This is a genomic window from Amycolatopsis sp. YIM 10, assembly GCF_009429145.1.
GTDB lineage: Bacteria > Actinomycetota > Actinomycetes > Mycobacteriales > Pseudonocardiaceae > Amycolatopsis.
On sequence record NZ_CP045480.1, the window covers coordinates 10,254,527 to 10,273,672 of the forward strand.

General features: G+C 70.3%; 12 protein-coding genes. 8 read left to right on the forward strand and 4 right to left on the reverse strand.

Annotated elements, in window-relative coordinates:
* Positions 1-6 precede the first annotated feature (6 nt).
* The gene (locus YIM_RS47900) at positions 7-753 is read left to right on the forward strand and encodes a TetR/AcrR family transcriptional regulator (protein ID WP_153036636.1); all 747 of its coding nucleotides are present in this window, start codon (positions 7-9) and stop codon (positions 751-753) included.
* On the opposite strand, the gene YIM_RS47905 is transcribed toward YIM_RS47900, so the two are convergent.
* Positions 754-1,491, reverse strand: a complete 738-nt coding sequence (locus YIM_RS47905) for a 3-oxoacyl-ACP reductase family protein (protein WP_153036637.1) — start codon at positions 1,489-1,491, stop codon at positions 754-756. It abuts the gene before it with no gap.
* A gap of 335 nt (positions 1,492-1,826) precedes the next feature.
* Between YIM_RS47905 and YIM_RS47910 the strand changes: the two genes are divergently transcribed.
* Positions 1,827-2,912 carry an IS630 family transposase gene (locus YIM_RS47910; protein ID WP_153036638.1) on the forward strand — a complete coding sequence of 362 codons (1,086 nt, stop codon included), beginning with the start codon at positions 1,827-1,829 and terminating at the stop codon, positions 2,910-2,912.
* Here YIM_RS47910 and leuS read toward each other — a convergent pair.
* The gene (leuS, locus tag YIM_RS47915; protein ID WP_153036639.1) at positions 2,909-5,746 is read right to left on the reverse strand and encodes a leucine--tRNA ligase; all 2,838 of its coding nucleotides are present in this window, start codon (positions 5,744-5,746) and stop codon (positions 2,909-2,911) included. The two genes, YIM_RS47910 and leuS, sit on opposite strands and share 4 nt — an antisense overlap.
* 184 nt (positions 5,747-5,930) lie before the next feature.
* On the reverse strand, positions 5,931-6,947 hold the full coding sequence (locus tag YIM_RS47920; RefSeq protein ID WP_153036640.1) for an esterase-like activity of phytase family protein: 1,017 nt from the start codon (positions 6,945-6,947) through the stop codon (positions 5,931-5,933).
* Between the two features lie 65 nt (positions 6,948-7,012).
* On the opposite strand from YIM_RS47920, the gene YIM_RS47925 reads away from it, so the two are divergent.
* On the forward strand, positions 7,013-7,441 hold the full coding sequence (locus YIM_RS47925) for an SdpI family protein (RefSeq protein WP_153036641.1): 429 nt from the start codon (positions 7,013-7,015) through the stop codon (positions 7,439-7,441).
* Here YIM_RS47925 and YIM_RS47930 read toward each other — a convergent pair.
* A complete protein-coding gene (locus tag YIM_RS47930) occupies positions 7,410-7,991 on the reverse strand; it encodes a YqgE/AlgH family protein (RefSeq protein ID WP_153036642.1) in 582 nt (193 codons plus the stop codon). The two genes, YIM_RS47925 and YIM_RS47930, sit on opposite strands and share 32 nt — an antisense overlap.
* A 219-nt stretch (positions 7,992-8,210) precedes the next feature.
* On the opposite strand from YIM_RS47930, the gene YIM_RS47935 reads away from it, so the two are divergent.
* From YIM_RS47935 to YIM_RS47955, 5 genes are all read left to right on the forward strand, one after another.
* Positions 8,211-9,500, forward strand: a complete 1,290-nt coding sequence (locus YIM_RS47935) for an MFS transporter (protein ID WP_153036643.1) — start codon at positions 8,211-8,213, stop codon at positions 9,498-9,500.
* 92 nt (positions 9,501-9,592) lie between these two features.
* A complete protein-coding gene (locus YIM_RS47940) occupies positions 9,593-10,258 on the forward strand; it encodes a YbaB/EbfC family nucleoid-associated protein (RefSeq protein ID WP_228004467.1) in 666 nt (221 codons plus the stop codon).
* Positions 10,258-10,596: a WXG100 family type VII secretion target gene (locus tag YIM_RS47945; protein ID WP_153036644.1), complete on the forward strand. Its 339-nt coding sequence runs from the start codon at positions 10,258-10,260 to the stop codon at positions 10,594-10,596. Before YIM_RS47940 ends, YIM_RS47945 begins: the two co-directional genes overlap by 1 nt.
* 15 nt (positions 10,597-10,611) lie before the next feature.
* Positions 10,612-18,678, forward strand: coding sequence for a toxin glutamine deamidase domain-containing protein (locus tag YIM_RS47950; RefSeq protein ID WP_153036645.1), 8,067 nt, complete (start codon positions 10,612-10,614; stop codon positions 18,676-18,678).
* On the forward strand, positions 18,678-19,115 hold the full coding sequence (locus YIM_RS47955; protein WP_153036646.1) for a hypothetical protein: 438 nt from the start codon (positions 18,678-18,680) through the stop codon (positions 19,113-19,115). The genes YIM_RS47950 and YIM_RS47955 overlap by 1 nt, the downstream gene beginning before the upstream one ends.
* The last annotated feature ends 31 nt before the right edge of the window (positions 19,116-19,146 follow it).

Here is a 19,146-nt window from a genome sequence, read left to right on the forward strand (position 1 = left end):
TGAGGAATGAGCAGGCCCACACGGCGAGGGCGCGCACGCTCCGCGACGGATCACGAGATCCGGCAGACCGCGCGGGCCCTTCTGGTGGCGGACGGACCCGAGGCGGTCACGCTCCGGGCCATCGCCAGGGAGCTGGGCATCACCGCGCCCGCGCTGTACCGGTACTACGGCTCGCGGGACGACCTGCTCGCGCACCTGCGGCTGGACATCGTCGGCGACCTGGGTGACGAACTGGCCGGTGAAGTCGCCGAACTCGCCGAAGACGACGGTGCCGTGCAGCTCTTCGCGCTGTGCCGGGGTTTCCGCCACTGGGCGCTGACGCACACGCGCGAGTTCACCCTGGTTTTCGCCTCGCCGACCGGCCAAGTGGGTTCGGCGCCGAGCAGCGCCGCCACGCTGAGCCGGGCGGACGAGCCGTTCGGCCGGATCTTCCTGACCACCGCCGGGCACCTGCTCGCCACACACGACCTGGACACGCCCGCCGACGAAGCCGTCCCCGCGGAGCTGCGTGACGATCTCACCGCGTACCGCGGGGAACTGCTTTCCGTGTTGAGCGAATCGGGCCTCGACTTCCCCGCCGAGAAGCTGGACCTGGGCACCACGTACCTGATGATCCAGTTCTGGGCGCGGATCTACGGCCACGTCACGCTCGAGGTTTTCGGCAACTACCCGATCCCGGTGACCAAGCCGGACGTGCTGTTCGACGCCATGCTCGCCGACCTGGCCAGGGAGATCGGGGTGCTGCCGCGGTGATCAGGCGGCGTGGCCGCCGTCGACCGAGACCGCCGTGCCGGTGACGTACCGGCTGCTGTCCGCGGCCAGGAACGAAACCGTCGCGGCCACCTCGTCCGGGGTGCCGTAGCGCCCGACCGCGGTCATCGCGGCCTGGTCGCCGGCGTACGGGCCGTCCGCCGGGTTCATCGCGGTGTCGGTCGGGCCCGGCTGCACCAGGTTGACCGTCACGCCGTTCGAGCCCAGCTCACGGGCCAGCGCCTTGGTCAGCCCGACCATCGCGGTTTTGCTCAGCGCGTACAGCGACATGCCGGGACCGGGCACGCGCTCGGCGACGCAGCTGCCGATGGTGATCAGGCGCCCGCCCTGGCCGAGGTGCGCCGCGGCCGCCTTCGCCGCGAGGAACGGGGCGCGCACGTTCACCGCGAGCACCCGGTCGATGTCCTCCAGCGCGATTTCGGCGATGGGCGCGACCACGCCGATACCCGCGTTGTTGACCAGCACGTCGAGCCTGCCGAACTCGGCGACGGTCTCCTCGACCGCGCGGACGCAGTCGGCGGCGTCGGCGCTGTCCGCGCGGATCACCAGTGCGCGGCGACCGGCCGCCTTGATCCGCTCGGCCACCTCGGCCGCCGCGTCGGCGTTGTCGCGATAGGTCAGCGCGACGTCGGCGCCGTCGGCCGCGAGCCGCAGCGCGGTCGCCGCGCCGATCCCGCGGCTGCCGCCGGTCACCAGTGCCACCTTGCCGTCGAGCGACATGGGTTCTTCCTCCGATTCGATGGGTGTTTTCTCGTTCGACACCCATCGAACCGTCAGCGGCTCGCCGAAGCTGGCGCTTTTCCGCCCTGGCGCTAGTCGTGTTTCCCAGGCGGCGGAGCCGCTTGCTGTGGGCCGTCAGCCCGCACCGGCGCGGGTTCTCAGGCGTCTTCTCGCGAGGACAGCTTCACCGTGGTGAATCGGTTATTCATGAGGTGAAGATCCCGGAGCGAGAAGACGCCTGAGGTTCCGCTACCCGCACCGCCACGCAGACCGCTGTCAAACACTCGCTAGTGTCCTGAGTTGTTAATTCGTGTGCAGGCGTAGGGTTCGGTGGCATGCCGAACCCGAAGCTGCCCGAGTTGGTGTTGTCCGAGGACGAGGCGGGCATGTTGCGGTGCTGGACGCGGCGCCGGAAGACGGCGCAGGCGCTGGCCTTGCGGGCCCGGATTGTGTTGCGGTGCGCCGAAGGTGGCTCGAACAGCGAGATCGCCGCGGAGTTGGGGATTACGCGGGCGACGGTGGCGAAGTGGCGGTCGCGGTTCGTGACCGACCGGCTGGATGGGTTGCTGGACGAGGCGCGTCCTGGGCGTCCGCGCACGATCACCGATGAGCAGGTCGAGGCAGTGATCACCGCGACACTGGAGTCGGCGCCCGCGAATGCCACGCACTGGTCGACCCGGTCGATGGCCGCGGAGTCGGGGTTGACCCAGACCGCGGTGACGCGGATCTGGAACGCGTTCGGCCTGCAGCCGCATCGCCGTGAATCATGGAAGTTGTCCAAGGACCCGTTGTTCGTGGACAAGGTCAAAGACGTCGCCGGGCTCTATCTCGCTCCGCCGGAGCGGGCGGTGGTGCTGTGCGTGGACGAGAAGTCCCAGATCCAGGCGCTCAACCGCACCGCTCCGGTTCTGCCGATGCTGCCCGGCACGCCGCAGCGCGCCACGCACGACTACACCCGGCACGGCACCTCCAGCCTGTATGCGGCACTGGACATCACCACCGGCAAGGTCATCGGCCGGCTGCACGCACGCCACCGCGCGATCGAGTTCAAGAAATTCCTGACCGCCATCGACAAAGAAGTGCCCGCCGAACTGGCGGTGCACTTGGTGATGGACAACGTCTCGACCCACAAGACCCCGGTGATCAAACGCTGGCTGGCCAGTCATCCGCGCTTCGTCGTGCACTTCACCCCGACGTCGAGTTCCTGGCTCAACCTCGTCGAACGCTGGTTCTCCGAACTCACGACCAAGAAACTCCAACGCGCGAGCCACACCAGCGTCCGCGCACTCAACCGCGACATCCGCGCCTGGATCGAAACCTGGAACGACGACCCACGACCCTACGTCTGGACCAAAACCGCCGACCAGATCCTCGACTCCATCGCACGCTACTGCACACGAACTAACGACTCAGGACACTAGACCACCACGTTGACCAGGCGGCCGGGCACGACGATCACCTTGCGGGGCTCGTTGCCGGCCAGCAGGGCGACGACCTTTTCGTCGGCCAGCGCGGCTTCCTGCACGACGTCCTTGCCCGCGTCGGCGGCCACCGTGATGCGCGTGCGGACCTTTCCGTTGACCTGCACCGGATATTCCACCGTGTCGTCGACCAGGTACTTCTCGTCGACGCCGGGGAACGGGCCGTGTGCCAGCGAATCCGTGTGGCCCAGGCGCTGCCACAGCTCCTCGGCCACGTGCGGGCACAGCGGCGCCAGCATCAGCACCAGCGCCTCGGCCAGCTCGCGCGGTGTGCTCTCGGCCGCGCCGTACACCTTGGTCAGGTGGTTGTTCAGCTCGATCAGCTTGGCGCCGGCGGTGTTGAACCGCATCTGCGCGTAGTCCTCGCGGACCCCGGCGATGGTTTTGTGCAGCTGCCGCCGGTCCGCCTCGCTGGCGTCCACATCGGACACTCGCGGCTCGCCGGTGGTCTCGTCCACCACCAGCCGCCACAGCCGCTGCAGGAAGCGCTGCGAGCCGACCACGTCCTTGGTCGCCCACGGCCGCGACAGCTCCAGCGGGCCCATCGACATCTCGTAGAACCGGAAGGTGTCGGCCCCGTAGTCCGCCGACATCTGGTCGGGCGTGACCACGTTCTTCAGGCTCTTGCCCATCTTCCCGTACTCCTGCTTGACCTCCTGGTCGAAGTGGAAGTACTTGCCGTCGCGCTCCTCGACCTCCTCGGCGGGCACGTAGAAGCCGCGCGAGTCGGTGTAGGCGAAGGCCTGGATGTAGCCCTGGTTGAACAGCTTCCGGTACGGCTCGTCCGAGGACACGTGGCCCAGGTCGAACAACACCTTCTGCCAGAAGCGCGAGTACAGCAGGTGCAGCACGGCGTGCTCGACACCGCCGATGTACAGGTCGACGCCGCCGGGGTCGTCCACGCCGTGCTCGGCCGGGCGCGGACCGGTCCAGTACCGCTCGTTCTCCGGGTCGACGAAGGCGTCGGCGTTCGCCGGGTCGATGTAGCGCAGCTGGTACCAGCACGAACCCGCCCAGTTGGGCATGGTGTTGGTATCGCGGCGGTAGGTCTTCAGGCCGTCGCCCAGGTCCAGCTCGACGGTGACCCAGTCGTCGGCGCGCGACAGCGGCGGCGACGGCTCGGTGTTCGGGTCGTCCGGGTCGAAGGTCTTCGGCGAGTAGTCGTCGACCTCGGGCAGTTCCACCGGCAGCAGGCTGTCCGGCAGCGCGTGCGCGCGGCCGTCCTCGTCGTAGACCACCGGGAACGGCTCGCCCCAGTAGCGCTGGCGCGAGAACAGCCAGTCGCGCAGCTTGTACTGCACGGTGCCGTGGCCGTGGCCGTGCTCCTCCAGCCACGAGATGATCGTCTTCTTCGCCTCGTCGATGCCCAGGCCGTCCAAGAAGCCCGAATTGATCGCCGGGCCCTCACCGGTGAACGCCTTGCCGTCGAAGCCGTCGGACGGCTGCACGGTCCGGATGATGCCCAGGCCGAACTTCTCCGCGAAGTCCCAGTCGCGCTGGTCCTGGCCGGGCACCGCCATGATCGCGCCGGTGCCGTAGCCCATCAGCACGTAGTCGGCGACGAAGATCGGGATCTGCTCGCCGTTGACCGGGTTCACCGCGTGCGAACCGGTGAAGACGCCGGTTTTGTCCTTGTTCTCCTGCCGGTCCAGTTCGGACTTGCGGGAGGCGGCCAGCCGGTAGGCGGCCACCGCTTCGGCCGGGGTCGCCGCGTCGGCGGTCCACGCCTTGTCGACGCCCTCGGGCCACGCGGCCGTGGTCAGCTCGTCGACCAGCGGGTGCTCGGGCGCCAGCACCAGGTAGGTCGCGCCGAACAGGGTGTCCGGGCGGGTGGTGAACACCTCGATCTTCGACTCACCGGCGGCGAAGGCCACCCTGGCGCCGTTCGACCGGCCGATCCAGTTGCGCTGCATCGCCTTGACCTTGTCCGGCCAGTCCAGCCGGTCCAGGTCGTCGACCAGGCGGTCGGCGTAGGCGGTGATGCGCATCATCCACTGGCGCAGGTTGCGGCGGAACACCGGGAAGTTGCCGCGCTCGCTGCGGCCGTCCGGGGTGACCTCTTCGTTCGACAGCACCGTGCCCAGGCCGGGGCACCAGTTCACCGGCGCCTCGGAGATGTAGGCCAGCCGGTGCGAGTCGATGATGTCGCGCTGCTCGGCGCGGGTCAGCTCGCACCAGTTGCGGCCGTCGGGCGTACGGCGCTTGTCCTGCGCGTACTCCGTCTCCAGCTCGACGATCGGGCGGGCCTTGCCCAGCTTCTCGTCGTAGAAGGAGTTGAAGATCTGCAGGAAGATCCACTGGGTCCAGCGGTAGTACTCGGGGTCGATGGTGGACACCCGGCGCCGCTCGTCGTGCCCCAGCCCCAGCCTGCGGATCTGGCGCAGGTAGGTCTCGATGTTCTCCTCGGTGGTCTTGCGAGGGTGCGCACCGGTCTGCACGGCGTACTGCTCGGCGGGCAGCCCGAAGGCGTCGAAGCCCATCGTGTGCAGCACGTTCCGGCCGATCATCCGGTGGTAGCGCGCGAACACGTCGGTGGCGATGAAGCCCAGCGGGTGCCCGACGTGCAGACCGGCCCCGGACGGGTAGGGGAACATGTCCTGCACGAACAGCTTGTCCGACGGCACGTCGGCATCGGGGTTCGCCAGCGCTCCGACCGGGTTCGGCGCGTGGTAGGTGCCGTGGTCGGCCCAGTAGTCCTGCCAGCGCTGCTCGATCTTCCCGGCCAGCGCCGCGGTGTAGCGGTGCTGGGGTGTGTCCGGGGTCGCCTCGGTCATGGCCCGTGTCCTCCGTGTCGCACTCCAGAAACAACTCGACCCCTCCGCCAGAAGGCGTGAGGGGTCGCCGCGCTCAACCGTCCGTCGGTTCAGCGCGGCAGGCCAAGAAGCAGCCGAGCCGTGTTCATGGCTCCCATGATAGCCGCCATGGCCAGCGCGTTTGCGCCAGCCCGTCAGCTCAGTGTCACCGCACGGCCAGTGCGATCACCTGGGTGACCTGGGTGGCGGCGAAGTTGTTGTCGCTGACCAGCACCAGGCTGCGCTCACCGGAGGGCAGCCGCGGCCCCCATGCCATCCCCTCCACGTTGTCCACAGTGGACAGCCCGAGCGTGGACAGGTCGGTCACCAGCTTCTTCTTCCCCGGCTTGGCCAGGTCGATCTCGAAGATCCGCACCTTGTTGCCGACGCCGGTGACGAACGAGCGCTCCATCACCAGGAAGCGGTTGCCCTCGCGGTGCAGGATCGAGGTGACGCCGTTGTTGGCGAAGGCACCCGGCGGGTTCGCCTCGGCGAAGATCGGCTCCTGCTGGTACCGGTACTGGGCGAACACCGGGCCGTAGCGGCCCTGCACCAGGATCCGCGAAACGGCACCGCGTTCGGTGGTCGCTTCGGGGCCGTCCTGCAGCAGCGGGCCCTCGAACGCGGTCACCACCAGCGCGCCGTGCGCGGCGAAGGTCATGCCCTCCGGACCGTAGTTCTGCCGCGGTCCCGACTCCGGCCGCATCTTCACGTCCTCGGGCAACGGCAGCTCGCGCAGGTGAGAACCGTCACGCCGGGCTTCGCGGACCGACGGGTCGAGCAGCACGGTCGGCGTGCGGTCGCCCTCCTGCGACCAGTAGTACGTGCCCAGCCACGGGTCGACCCGCAGTTCCTCGGGGTCGACGCCCTGCGGCGGGTAGATCGTGCCGTCCTGGCGCAGGAAGTTGTGCACGCCGGTGAACTGGACCGAACCGGCGAGATCGATCTTGGCGGTGTAGAAGCGGGCGTTCGTCCGGTCGTCGCTGACCAGCACGTACTCGCCGGTGCGCGGGTCGCGGTCGATGCCGGAGAGGCCGCCGACGGTGGTCCCGCCGAAGACCAGCCCGTGCGGCACGATCTGCTCGCCGAGCAGGCGAACGCGCTGGTCCGCATGTGCGGCCGGGGTGAGCAGGGCGAGCGAGACGACCGCGGTCAGCGCGGTGCCGATCAGGCGCTTGAGCATGGCGTGCAGCACAGCGGATCAGGGTGTCCAGCAGGTTGCCGGGCCATCACGCTTATGCTCGAAGCGTGCTGGTAGTCGCGCTGATCCCCATCGTCTTCGGTGTCCTGGTCGGCTGGGGCGGAGTCCTCGGCTGGCGCGAGCGGCTGCCCAGGGAGCGCGGCGCGGGTGTGCGCACCGCCGCCACCGGGCGCAGCGACGAGGCCTTCCGCGTCGGCAACAAGGTCGCCGGACTGCCGACCATGGTCGGTGGCGCGATCGGCGTGCTCTCCGGCGTCGCCGCGTTGTTCATGCCGACCGTCGGTGGCGTGATCATCGCCGCGGTGGTCGGCGTCGTCGGCACGCTGGCCCTGCTGGCCGCGGGCGGTGTGCTCGGCAACCGGGCGGCGCTGGCCGTGCCGGAGCCGGAGCCCGCTCCGTCCGGTTGCTCCGGTTGTGCCTGCGGTGCGGGCGGCTGTGGCGCGTTCAGTTCCGCTGCAAATCCCCAGGGTGCGTAGCCAGTAGCGCGGTCGGCACGCCCTGCCGCCGCAGCACCTGGCCCCACAGGTCCCGGTTCGGCGTGGCCAGCACGTCACTGGGCAGCGCGGGCACGATCAGCCAGTCACCGCGGGCGATCTCACCGGCCAGCTGCCCGGAATCCCAGCCCGCGTACCCGGCGAACACCCGCAGCCCGCGCACCTTCGGCACCAGCGCGTCCGGATCGGCGTCCAGATCGACCAGCGCCACCGGACCGCGCACCGCGATCACCCCCGGCACGCTCGCCGCGTCCTGCCCGGTGCGCAGCGCGGCCAGGCACAACGCCGTCTTCTTCTCCACCGGGCCGCCGACAAAAACCGACTGCGGCTCGACCACGTGCTGACCCCAGACCGGGAGCACGTCGTCCACCGGGACTTCGCTCGGCCGGTTCAGCACCACACCGAGCGTGCCCTCCTCGCGGTGATCGATGACGAACACCACGGTCCGCCGGAAATTGGGGTCGAACATGGTGGGGGCAGCGACCAGCAAAGATCCCGGTTCCACCTCGGCGTCCGCTCGCACGCTGCCCATGATCCCACTCCCGTGGGGGTAAAGGTGCGCCGACGCGGGAACAAGAACGGCACCCGGCCCGTTGAGCCCAGTGGTCGGCGCACTTCCGTGTCCCCCGGGCTCACTGAAGAACCGCCTTTGTGGAATACCGTCCGGCTGGAGCCACACTGCGCCTAGCCGCCGAGAGGCGACCAAAGTGCGCCGGCCGACCAACTTGGTCCCCGCCCTTACCCTGGGCAGGTGACCGCGGGCACCGAACGCAGCGGCGTCCGCGAGCTGCTCGCGCCGCCGGGATTCCGGCGGCTGCTCCTGTCCCGCTTCGCCTCGCAGTGGGGTGACGGCGTCTACCAGGCCGGACTCGCCGGCGCGGTGCTGTTCAACCCCGAACGCGCGGCCGACGCGCTGACCATCGCCGGCGGGTTCGCCGCGTTGTTGCTGCCGTATTCGTTCGTCGGCCCGTTCGCCGGTGCGCTGCTCGACCGGTGGGACCGGCGCCAGGTGCTGGTGGTGGCGAACCTGCTGCGCGCGGTGGCGATCCTCATGTCCGCGCTGTCGGTCGGTCTCGGCACCGAAGGCGTGCCGCTGTTCGCGCTCGCGCTGGTGGTGATGGGGATTTCCCGGTTCGCCGGGTGCGGGCTGTCGGCGTCGCTGCCGCACGTGGTGCCGCCCGCGACGCTGGTCGGCGCGAACGCGCTGGCCACCACGCTCGGTTCGATCGTGGCCGTGCTCGGCGGCGGCTGCGCGATCGCCCTGCGCGCGGTACTCGGTCAGGACGACGTCGGCTCGGCGTGTACCGCCGCGTGCGCCGTGATCGGCTCGATCGTCGCCGCGGTGATCGCCGCGCGGTTCGCCCGCGGTGACCTGGGTCCGTCCACTGTGGACGAACCAGCGGTGGCGGTGCTCGCGGTGGCCAGGGGACTGGCCGACGGCGCCCGCGCCGTGCTGCGCACTCCGACGGTCCGCGCCGGATTCCTCGCGCTGTTCGCGCACCGCGTCGGGTTCGGCATCTCGTTGCTGCTCACCGTGTTGCTGATGCGGTTCTCCTTCACCGATCACGGCCTGCTGCGCGCCGGGCTGCCCGGGCTCGGCCAGCTCGCCCTGCTGGCCGGGGCCGGGTTGCTGCTCGGTGGCCTGCTCACGCCGCGGCTGGTGGCGCGCTTCGGGCCGCGCCGGGTGATCACCGCCGGCCTGCTGCTCGCGGCCGCGTCCATCGCCGGGCTCGGGCTGCCGCTGGTGCTGCCGACCGTGCTGCTGGCGTCGTTCACCCTGGCGGTGGCCGGGCAGCTGGTGAAGCTGTGCGTAGACGCGGCGATCCAGCAGGACATCGGCGACGAGGTACGCGGCCGGGTGTTCGCCTGCTACGACGCGTTGTTCAACATCACGCAGGTCGCGGCGGTCGTGGCGACCGCGGCACTGGCTCCGCTGGACGGCCGCGCGCCCGGCCTCCTCCTGATCGCGACGGCCTTCTACGGGGTCGGCGCACTGGGCCATCTGGCCGTCACCCGAGCCCCGGTTCGCACTAGCGAATGATCGGCCCCGGTTGGCTGGAACCCGCCCGTACTGGCTTAGTGCAACCACTAGGGTGGCGCCAGCACATCTTTTTCGCTTGATTCGGGGGCACTGTGACCACGCCAGGGGACGATCGAGCCCGGCTCGAGGCGCGCAACGCCGCCATGAAGGACCGGGTCGACGGCCTGCTGGAGCAGTTCAACCGGCAGACCGAGCAACTGCGCGAGGCGCAGGCCGCGGCCGCCGAGGCCTCCGCGACGGTCACCTCCAAGGACGGACTGGTCCGCGCCACCATCGACGCCAACGGCGTGCTGAGCAAACTGGACTTCGCGCCCACCGCGTTCGAGCGCAGCGGCGGGCCCGCCGCGCTCGCCGCCTCGGTGCTGGAAGTGGTCCGCACCGGCGGGTTGCAGGTCAAGCAGCAGGTCGCGGACCTGATGTCGCCGCTGACCGAGGGCATGCCGGACCTGACCGAGCTGTTCGAGGACGCGCCTTCGCTGGCCGGGCTGGTTCCGTCCATCCCGGACTTCACGCCGCCGGAGCCGGAACCGCAGGCGCGGCCGGAGTCCTTCGAAGAAGAGGGCTCGATCTTCCAGAACCGCCAGCAGCAGGCGCCGCCACCACCGGCGGCGGCCGCTCCGCCGCCACCTCCGCCTCCGCCGCCCTCGATGCCTTCGTCGATGCCGCAGCCCAAGCCGACCACGCGCCGCGCGCGGCCCGCGCCGGTCGAGGATGAGGAAGAGCCGCCGGACAGCTGGCTCACCAGGGGGAACCGCTGATGTCCGCGGGCGGAGCCGGGGGCCAGGGCTTCACCCTCGACCCGGACGCGGCCACCTCGGCCGCCGGGAAGCTGAACATCGCCGCGGACCAGCTCGAGGACGCGGGCAAGGCGCTCGCCGACGCGCTGTCCGCCGAGGGCGCCTGCTGGGGCGACGACGAGTCGGGCCAGGAGTTCGCCAAGGACTACGTGCCGGGTGCCGAAGGCGCGGTGAAGGCGTTCACTTCGATCGTCGAAGGGATCCGCGCGCTCAAGACCAACGTCGAAACCGCCGTGCAGAGCATGGAAGGCGCCGACGAAACGGTCCGGGGTGTGCTGAAAGAGGGCGGAGGCGTCTGACCCGTGGGGATGGAGATGCCCGACGAGGTCAAGTGGCTGCTGCCCATCGTCGTCGGGGAAAGTTGGCCCGAGGGCGACGAGGACAAGCTGCGGAACCTCCGGGACGCCTGGCACGCCGCGGCGAAGGCGATCAATCCCGCCGCCGAGATCGGCACCAACGGCGCCGAGGAAGTGCTCGGCGCGTGGACCGGGCAGAGCGCCGACCAGTTCGCCGAGGCGTGGAAGAAGTTCGTCGAAGGCGACGAGGCGTACTTCAAGTCGCTGGCCGAGGCCTGCCAGGCACTCGGTGATTCGTGTGACGCGACCGCGCTGGACGTCGAGTACACGAAGTACATGATCATCGCTTCGCTGATCATGCTGGCGATCTCGATCGCGAGCATGATCGCGGCGGCGGCGGTCACCTTCGGCGGGTCGACCGCGGGCATCGTGCCCGCGCAGATCGCCACCCGGATGACCGTGCAGATGATCTTCCGGCAGCTGCTGCAGAAGCTGATGCAGCAGGGGTTCAAGAAGATCGCCCAGGAAGTGCTGAAGCGGGTCCTCAAAGAGGTCCTGATCAACGTGGCCACCGGGGTGGCGCTGGACGCCGGGATCCAGGGGCTGCAGATGGCCTCCGGGGACCGGAAGTCCTGGGACTGGGACAAGACCAAGGACGCCGCGATCGGCGGTGCGGTCGAAGGCGTGGTCGGCGCGGCAAGCGAGGCGATCCCGAAGGGGGCCACGCGCGGGGTTTCGGACAGCGTCGGCGGCCAGATCGCCGACGGCGCCATCCGCGGCGCGACGCGGGGTGCGGTGGAAGGTGCCGCCACCACCATCGGCGAGGCGGCGGTCACCGGGGAACTGGGGAACCTGAGCGCCTCGGATGTGCTGATGGGCGCCTCGGGCGGGGCGACCGAAGGCGCGACGGGTGGGGCCAAGGGCAACATCGACGGAATCCGAGCGGCGAACGCGCCGGATGTGAACACGCCGGACATCGATACTCCGGACAGCGGTTCTTCTGGCTCTTCGGGCTCTTCGGGTTCGTCCGGCTCTTCGGGATCCTCGGGGTCTTCCGGGTCATCGGGCTCTTCGGATTCTTCGGGTTCCTCCAACGGCTCGTCCTCCGACGGCTCTTCTGGCTCGTCCAACGGCTCCTCCTCGGACAGCTCTTCGGGCGGCTCCTCCTCCGGCGGGTCTTCCTCGGGTGGCTCTTCCTCCTCCGGCTCATCCTCCGAGGGCTACTCCTCCAGCGATTCGTCCTCGGGCGGCTCATCCGGGGGCTCCTCTTCGGGCGGCTCGTCCTCGGGTGGCTCCTCTTCGGGCGATTCCTCCTCGGGAGGCTCTTCGTCGAGCGGCTCTTCGTCCGGCGGCTCGTCCTCGGGCGGATCCTCATCCAGCGATTCCTCTGCAGGCGGCTCGTCCTCGGGTGGCTCGTCCTCTTCGGGTGGCTCATCTTCCGGAGGTTCGTCCTACGCCGATTCCTCCTCGGGTGGCTCTTCGTCGAGCAGCCCCGGTTCCGGTGATTCCGGCAGCCCCAGCTCCTCTTCGAGCGGTTCCAGCTCCGGCGATTCCTCTTCAGGCGGCTCGTCTTCTGGTGGCTCTTCCTCTGCGGGTGGGTCCTCGTCCTCCGGGGGCAGCTCGAGTGCGGGGGATTCCTCCTCGGGTGGGCGCTCCTCGGATCACGTGGGTCAGGCGTCCGCGGCGACCATGGAGCGTTCCGACACCGGCGCGGGCCAGCAGTCCTCCTCCCCGGCGCCCGCGTCGGCGCCGCAGCCCCAGCACTCCCCGGCTGCCGCCAGTGACGGTGGTGGCCAGCCGCAGTCCGGCGGAGCACCACAACAGCAAGCCGCAGGCGGCGCCCCCGCAGGTGGTGCACCGGCAGGTGGCGCCCCAGCGGGCGGCGGCTCGATGGGCGGCTCCCCGGCGAGCGGTGGCTCGATGGGCGGCAGCTCGGGCGGGTCTTCGTCCGGCGGGTCTTCGAGTGGCTCGCCTTCGGGTGGCGGCTATGGGATGTCTCCGCAGCAGAGCGGTGGCAGCAGCGGCGGTGGCTACGGCATGGCGCCGCCGCAGCAGGGTGGCGGCAACCCCGGTGGTGGCTACAACCCGCAGCAGGGTGGCGGGTTCGGGCCTCAGCAGGGTGGGCCGCCGCGCACTCAGGATTCGGTGGCCGCCGCGGGCTTCACCGGTGGTGGCTTCCCGCCGCCGGGCACGCCTCGGGCGGACGGGCCGCCGCAGGGTGCGCCGCCGCCGATGGCGCCGCAGCAGCAGGCGGGTGGCGGTGGCTTCGCGCCGCCTCCGCCGCCGATGCAGCAGGGTGGCGGCCAGCAGCAACCGGGCGGCCGCCCGAACGGTCAGGGACCGCGTCCCCCGCAGGGACCGCCTCCGGGGCCTCGCCCTGGTGGCGCGCCCCAGCAACCGGGCCCGCGTGGCCCGCACGGTGGCCCCCAGCAACAAGGCCCCGGCGGACCGCGGCCTCAGGGTCCCGGCGGACTTCAGCAGGGACCCGCTGGGCCGCAGCAAGGGCCGGGTGGCCTTCGGCATGGGCCGGGTGGTCTCCAGCAGGGGCCCGGTGGTCCTCAGCAGCAGGGCCCTGGTGGTCCCCAGCAAGGACCGCCGCGGCAGGGACCGCCGCAGCAGCAGCCGTATCAGCCGACGCGGGGCAATCTCGACCAGCCGCCGGGGCGGCAGGGGCCGCCTCGGGGGCCGCAGGGGCGCCCGCCGTTCCCGCCGCAGGGACCGCCGCCGCCACGTCCGCCGCAGGCGGGATTCCAGCAGGGGCCGCCCCCGCGCGGGCCGCAGCAGCCTGGGCCCGGTGGGCGTCCGCCGATGCCGCCGCAGGGGCCGCGACCGGGTGGGCAACTCCCGCCGCAGGGACCACCGCCCGGACGGCAGGGGCCGCCCCAGCCGTTCAACGCGTGGCAGAAGCCTTCGCTCGAGCCGAACCAGGTGCCGTCGCAGCAGCAGGGTCCGCCGGCCACCCGGCCGGACATCCCGCAGCAGTCGCCGACGCCGCGCGCCCCGGAACAGCCGACGCCCGACCAGCAGCGTGGGCCCGAGCAGCCGAGGCCGGACCAGCGCACGCCGGAGCAGAAAGCACCGGAGCAGCCCAAGGCCGACCAGCCCAAGGCCGAGCCGGATCAGCGCGCGCCCGAGCAAGGCAGGACCGAGCCCGGTCAGCGCACGCCGGAGCAGGACCGGGGCCAGGCCGAGCAGGCGAAGACCGATCAGCGCGCGCCGGAGCAGGATCAGGCTGGGCAGTCCAAGTCCGATCAGGACACGTCTGATCAGGACAAGACCGGCCAGGACCGGGTCGAGCAGGACAGGACCGACCAAGACAAGGCTGAGCAGGACAAGGGCGACCAGGACGCTTCCGATCAGGACGCGGCCAAGCAGGACGAGCAGCGGTCCGACGATCAGCGCGACGCCGACGACGGTCGCATCCGTGAGGACTACGCGACGGATCCGGGCTTCCGGTCCAACCGTCCCGAGGACGTCCAGGCGGTGGCCGACGCGCAGATGGACGCGATGCGCTCGGACGGTCACGACAACAACGCGGAGCTGCCGCACGAGACGTCGCGCCGGGAGGCCTACGAGCGCCGGGCGGAGAACCCGCGCTTCAAGGACATGTCCGACGACGGCGCCTACGCCGTGCACACCTACACCCGGCCGGACATCTTCGAGCAGCTCAACCAGTCCCTCCGCAACCAGGACGAGAACTTCCCGAACTCGGTCCGCCAGGCCAACGCGATCGCGTCCGGGCTCAACGAGCTGCCGCCGCACGAAGGGCTGGTCTCCCGCAAGGTGGGCCTGCTCGGCCGGGCCGCCGAGTTGCTTGCCGGTCAGTACAAGGTCGGCGAGATCGCGGTCGAGACGCAGTTCAACAGCTCCAGCAAGGTCACCGACTCGATGCCGAAGAGCAAGTTCGGCGGCCAGGTGGAGCTGCGCATCCTGTCGAAGACCGGGCGCGACATCGACCAGCTCGGCATGAAGCGCGAGGGCGAGGTGCTGTTCAAGCCCGGCACCCAGCTCCTCGTCACCAGGAACGAGAAGGTCGGCAACACCTGGATCATCGAGGCCGAGGAGATCGGCCCGGACGATCCGCGCTACCTCGACGCCGACACCGTGCGCGACAAGATGGACGAGCGCCGCCAGCTCAGCGCCGACCAGGCGCGCGAACTGGCCGAGGCCCCGTCGAAGAAGAACGCCATCGCGGAAGCACTCGGCGGTGGCACGTTCGAGCCGGACACGACCCCGTCGACGCCCGAGCCCCAGGCAGCGCCCGAACCGCCGGAGAACCGCGGCAAGCCCGACGACGGCTGGGGCAGCCTCGCGCAGCCCGCCAACCCGCCGAGCGTGCCCGCGATCCACGCCGGCACCACGAACTCGCCGGAGCAGCAGGTCCGCTTCCTGCGGGACACGCTGCCCGAGGCGCAGCACGTGAACTCGCTCAACTTCCACGGCTGGGACGCGCTCGACCAGGGCTACCGGACCAACTCGAGCGAGTCCGTGGTCGCGTTCGAAGAGCGCATGCGCGGCGAGGACAGCACGGCCGGACCGGTGCCGCCGGACCAGGTCAGCCACCAGGGCAACCTGGACCACGTCCAGCAGAAGCTGGGCGGCGAATGGCAGGCGCACAACGACTTCGACTCCGCGCTGAGCGACCTGGCGGACCGTCCGGTCGGCTCCCGCTCGGTGCTGGCCTACGAGTACGAGGCGCCCAGCGACCCGGCCGACCCGAACTCGCCGAAGCGCGTGGTCAGCCACCTGGTCACCGCGGTCAACACCGAGCACGGCCTGGCGCTGGTCGACCCGCAGAGCAATCGCCTCGCGGACCTGCCGAACCCGCCGTCGAGCGTGGCGACGCTGCCGTACCACCAGGGTGACGGCCCGGCGCCGGACCACGCCGCCGACACGGTGGACCACGACCGGAGCCAGGACGCCCCCGAGACGGCTGACACTCCGGAGACCCCGGAAACGGCAACGCCCGACCCGCTCGGTGACCTGGTCGAGCCGGACCACCGGCTGCCGGACGAGGAGTACCTGTTCGACCCCGGGTTCGAGGCCACGCCGGACGACCACCGGGCCATCGCCGACGCGTTCCAGGGCGAGGGCAGGCACGAAGCCGTCACCGCCGACGCGGTCAAGGCCCGTGACGCGGACCCGCGGTACGCACGACTGTCCGATGAGGATGCCACCGCGATCCGCGGCTACACCGGTCACGACTTCTACTCGACCGCGAACGCCGCGCACCGCGAAGGCGCCGGCCACCCGGACTTCGACCGGTCGCAGCAGCAGGTCAGGGCACTGGTCAGCGCGCTGAACAAGATCGAGCCGACGCCGGGCGAGCTGATCCGGGGGGCCGACTTCGGCGGCGACCCGGTGAAGATCCAGCAGTTCCGCGACCAGTACCCGGTCGGGAAGACCGTGGTCGAGACGACGCCGGTGAGCGCGAGCAAGAAGCTCTCGCCGGACCAGGGCACCAAGTTCGGTCCCGACGTCGAGATGCACATCGACTCGAAGACCTTCCGCGACGTGGAGAGCCTGTCGCAGAACCGCGGCGAGGGCGAGTCGATCGGCAAGCCGGCCACGCAGCTTTTTGTCCACGAGAACCGGATGATCGTGGACCCGGTCACCGGCCGGGAGAAGCTGTACATCCGGGCCGAGGAGATCGTCGATGGCGATCCGCGCGATCCGCGCTGGGTCGACAAGGACACCGCCGAGCAGCAGATGGCGGACCGGCGCGAGCAGTGCGCGGCGAACGAGCGGGAGAACGCGGCGAGGGCGCAGTCGACCCCGTCGCCGTTCGACAGCCTCACCACGCTCACCCCGCCGCCGGAGGGCAGCACGCCGGAGCCGTCGCCGCAGCGGGACATCGCCGACGCGCTCAGCGGCAACGAAGACGGTGGTTACGCGGGCGCCGACCAGGGTCCGGACGGCCCGTCGATGGACGCCAGCCAGCTCGGCGACCACGACTGGTCGCCGCTGGCGCAGGCGACCAACCCACCGAGCGAACCGGCCATCCACGCCGACACCGCGAACCCCAACCAGCAGGCGAAGTACATCGCCGAGCGGCATCCGGAGATGGCCGGGGTCAACCCGAACTTCCACTCGCCGGACGCGTTCGCCAACGGGTACCAGACGAACTGCACGCGCGGCATGGTGGCGCACGCGCTGCGCCTCGGCGGCATCGACGCGGAGGCCGGTCGGCTGCTGCCCGAGGACATGGCGTCCATGGGCACGCTCGACTACGTGCGGGAGAACCTCGGCGGCGGCGACTGGCGCGGGCACAGCGACTACGACGACGTCATCCGGCACATGCGCGACCAGCCGATCGGCTCGCGCGCGGTGATCGCGGTGCAGTACGTCGGCGACGACGGGAACACCTACGGGCACGTGGCGGAGGTGGTGAACACCAAGGAGGGCGTGGCGTTCATCGATCCGCAGAGCAACTCGCTGATGAGCCTGCCGCACCCGCCGGTCGACCTGAAGACGATGCCGTTCGACCCGGCGAAGGCGGTCGAGCTGCACAACGAGAAGCAGCAGGCCAAGACCGACAGCGACAACAGCAACACCGACACGGACACCGCCGCGGCGGACACCACGCAGCCGGTGCCGGTGACGAAGCCGGACGCCCCGGTGGATCCGCGGATCGCCTTCCAGAAGCCGGACGCGCCGGTGGACCCGCGGATCGCGTTCCAGCAGAACAACCCGCCCGCCGGTTCGGGACTGCCGCCGCGCTCGGGGTACGAGGTGCGGCCGTCGCGGATCGGGCCGGACGGGCGGCCGGTGCCGTCGGTTTCGCACACCGTGCCGGACCTGACCCCGGCGACGGACCGCGGTTACGGCATGTCGGAACCGCCTCGCCAGGATTCGGCGCCCACGCCGGAAAACGACCCGGCACCGGACTCGAACCGCGAGTCCACTTCGGACTCGACGCCGGAGAACGAGCGCCCGCTGCCCACGCGCGAGGAAATCCAGCAGTACCTGAACGACCCGCGCGTGCAGCAGACGATCGAAGACGGCAACAGGATCACCGAGCGGGACAAGGACGCGACCGTCAAGATCAACGGTCAGCAGCTCCCGGTCGGCGACGCCATCCGCGCGATGCTGCTCGACTCGGCGACCGGACCGGAAGTGGCGCGGCTGCTCCGCGGCGTCGACTACCTGGAGAACTCGCTGCTCGCGAGGCCGCAGACCCTGTGCAACCTCCTGCAGTACCCGGAAGCGGTGCAGGTGCTGGACGACTGCGTCGCGGAGGTGAGCAACACCGACGATCCCGGTGCACTCGCGGACGGGTACGAAGCCGATCCCGCGCCACAACCGGCGGTACTGACCGAGGACCAGGCAAGGCTGTCCGAGCGAGCCCAGGCAGCGGCGGACGAATTCGCCAAGCCCCAGAAGCTGCAGCCTGGTTTCACCCCGGAAATGCTGGACGACAAACCGGCGCGAGACCGCTATCTCGCGTCCTTGCTGGCGAACTGGCAACCGAAGCAGCAGATCCTGACCGACCTGGTCAACCAGGTGGCCGGCCAGGAGCCCACCGGCGAACCCGTTTCCCGCAAGAAGGTCAAGAGCGATGTGCGGGCGGCGGACAAGGTCGCCGAGTACCAGGGGGCGGCCAACAAGCTCACCGACATCGTCGGCTCGTACATCCGGTATCCCGACATGGCATCGGCCTACCAGGGCCTGGAAAAGGTTCTCGCCGCCACCGAGGCGCCGGACTCGCCGATCAAGATCGTCAAGTTCAAGGACCGGTTCCTGAACCCGCAGGGCAGCGGTTACCGGGACCTGCAGATGAACGTGCGACTCGATCTCGGCGAGGGCCAGAACCCGCGCTACCACATCGGCGAGCTGCGCATCCACGTCGCGCCGATGGACGCCGTCTCGGCCTACGAACACGCGCTCTACGAAGTCCGGCGCGACTTCCAGGCGGTCGCGAACGAGGACACCAGCAGGCCGATCGTGGACGACGAAGGCAACCGCGAGCTGACTGCTCAGGAGCGGGCGGTCATCGGCGCCATTCTCGACCGGGAGCGCCAGGCCTTCGGCGACGCGTTCGAGACGGCCAAACGCCCGGCGGGCACGAGCGAGGGGAACCAGTGATGCCGGTCGAGACGCCGGGCTACTACGAGTACTTCGGTCGCACCTTCAAGCTCGACTCCACTCCTTCCGGTGGCCTGCAGGGCTATCTGCTGAACCTGGACACCGGCGAGTTCGACGTCGACAGCAGGCCGATCAAGAAGGTGCTCTTCGCGACCTCCACCAGCGACATCAGCAAGCTGACGGCGGATGACTTCGTCAACGAGACGGAGGAACTCCGGGCATACACGCTGGCGGGCGAGGGCCCGATCTTCGCGCTGTACGACACCATCGACGCGATGTTCGCGCGGAAGGACGTGGAGAGCCGGGGGTTCACCGACCAGGAGCGCGCACTGATCAAATCGTTGCGGCGGCGCACCTTCGCCATGTGGGAGGACGAACTCGCCCGACGGGCGGCCGGGGAGCCACCGAGCTTCACGGTTCGCCGCAAGAACGTGTGATGCATGCTCGCCCACGGCCGCGCCGAATCGT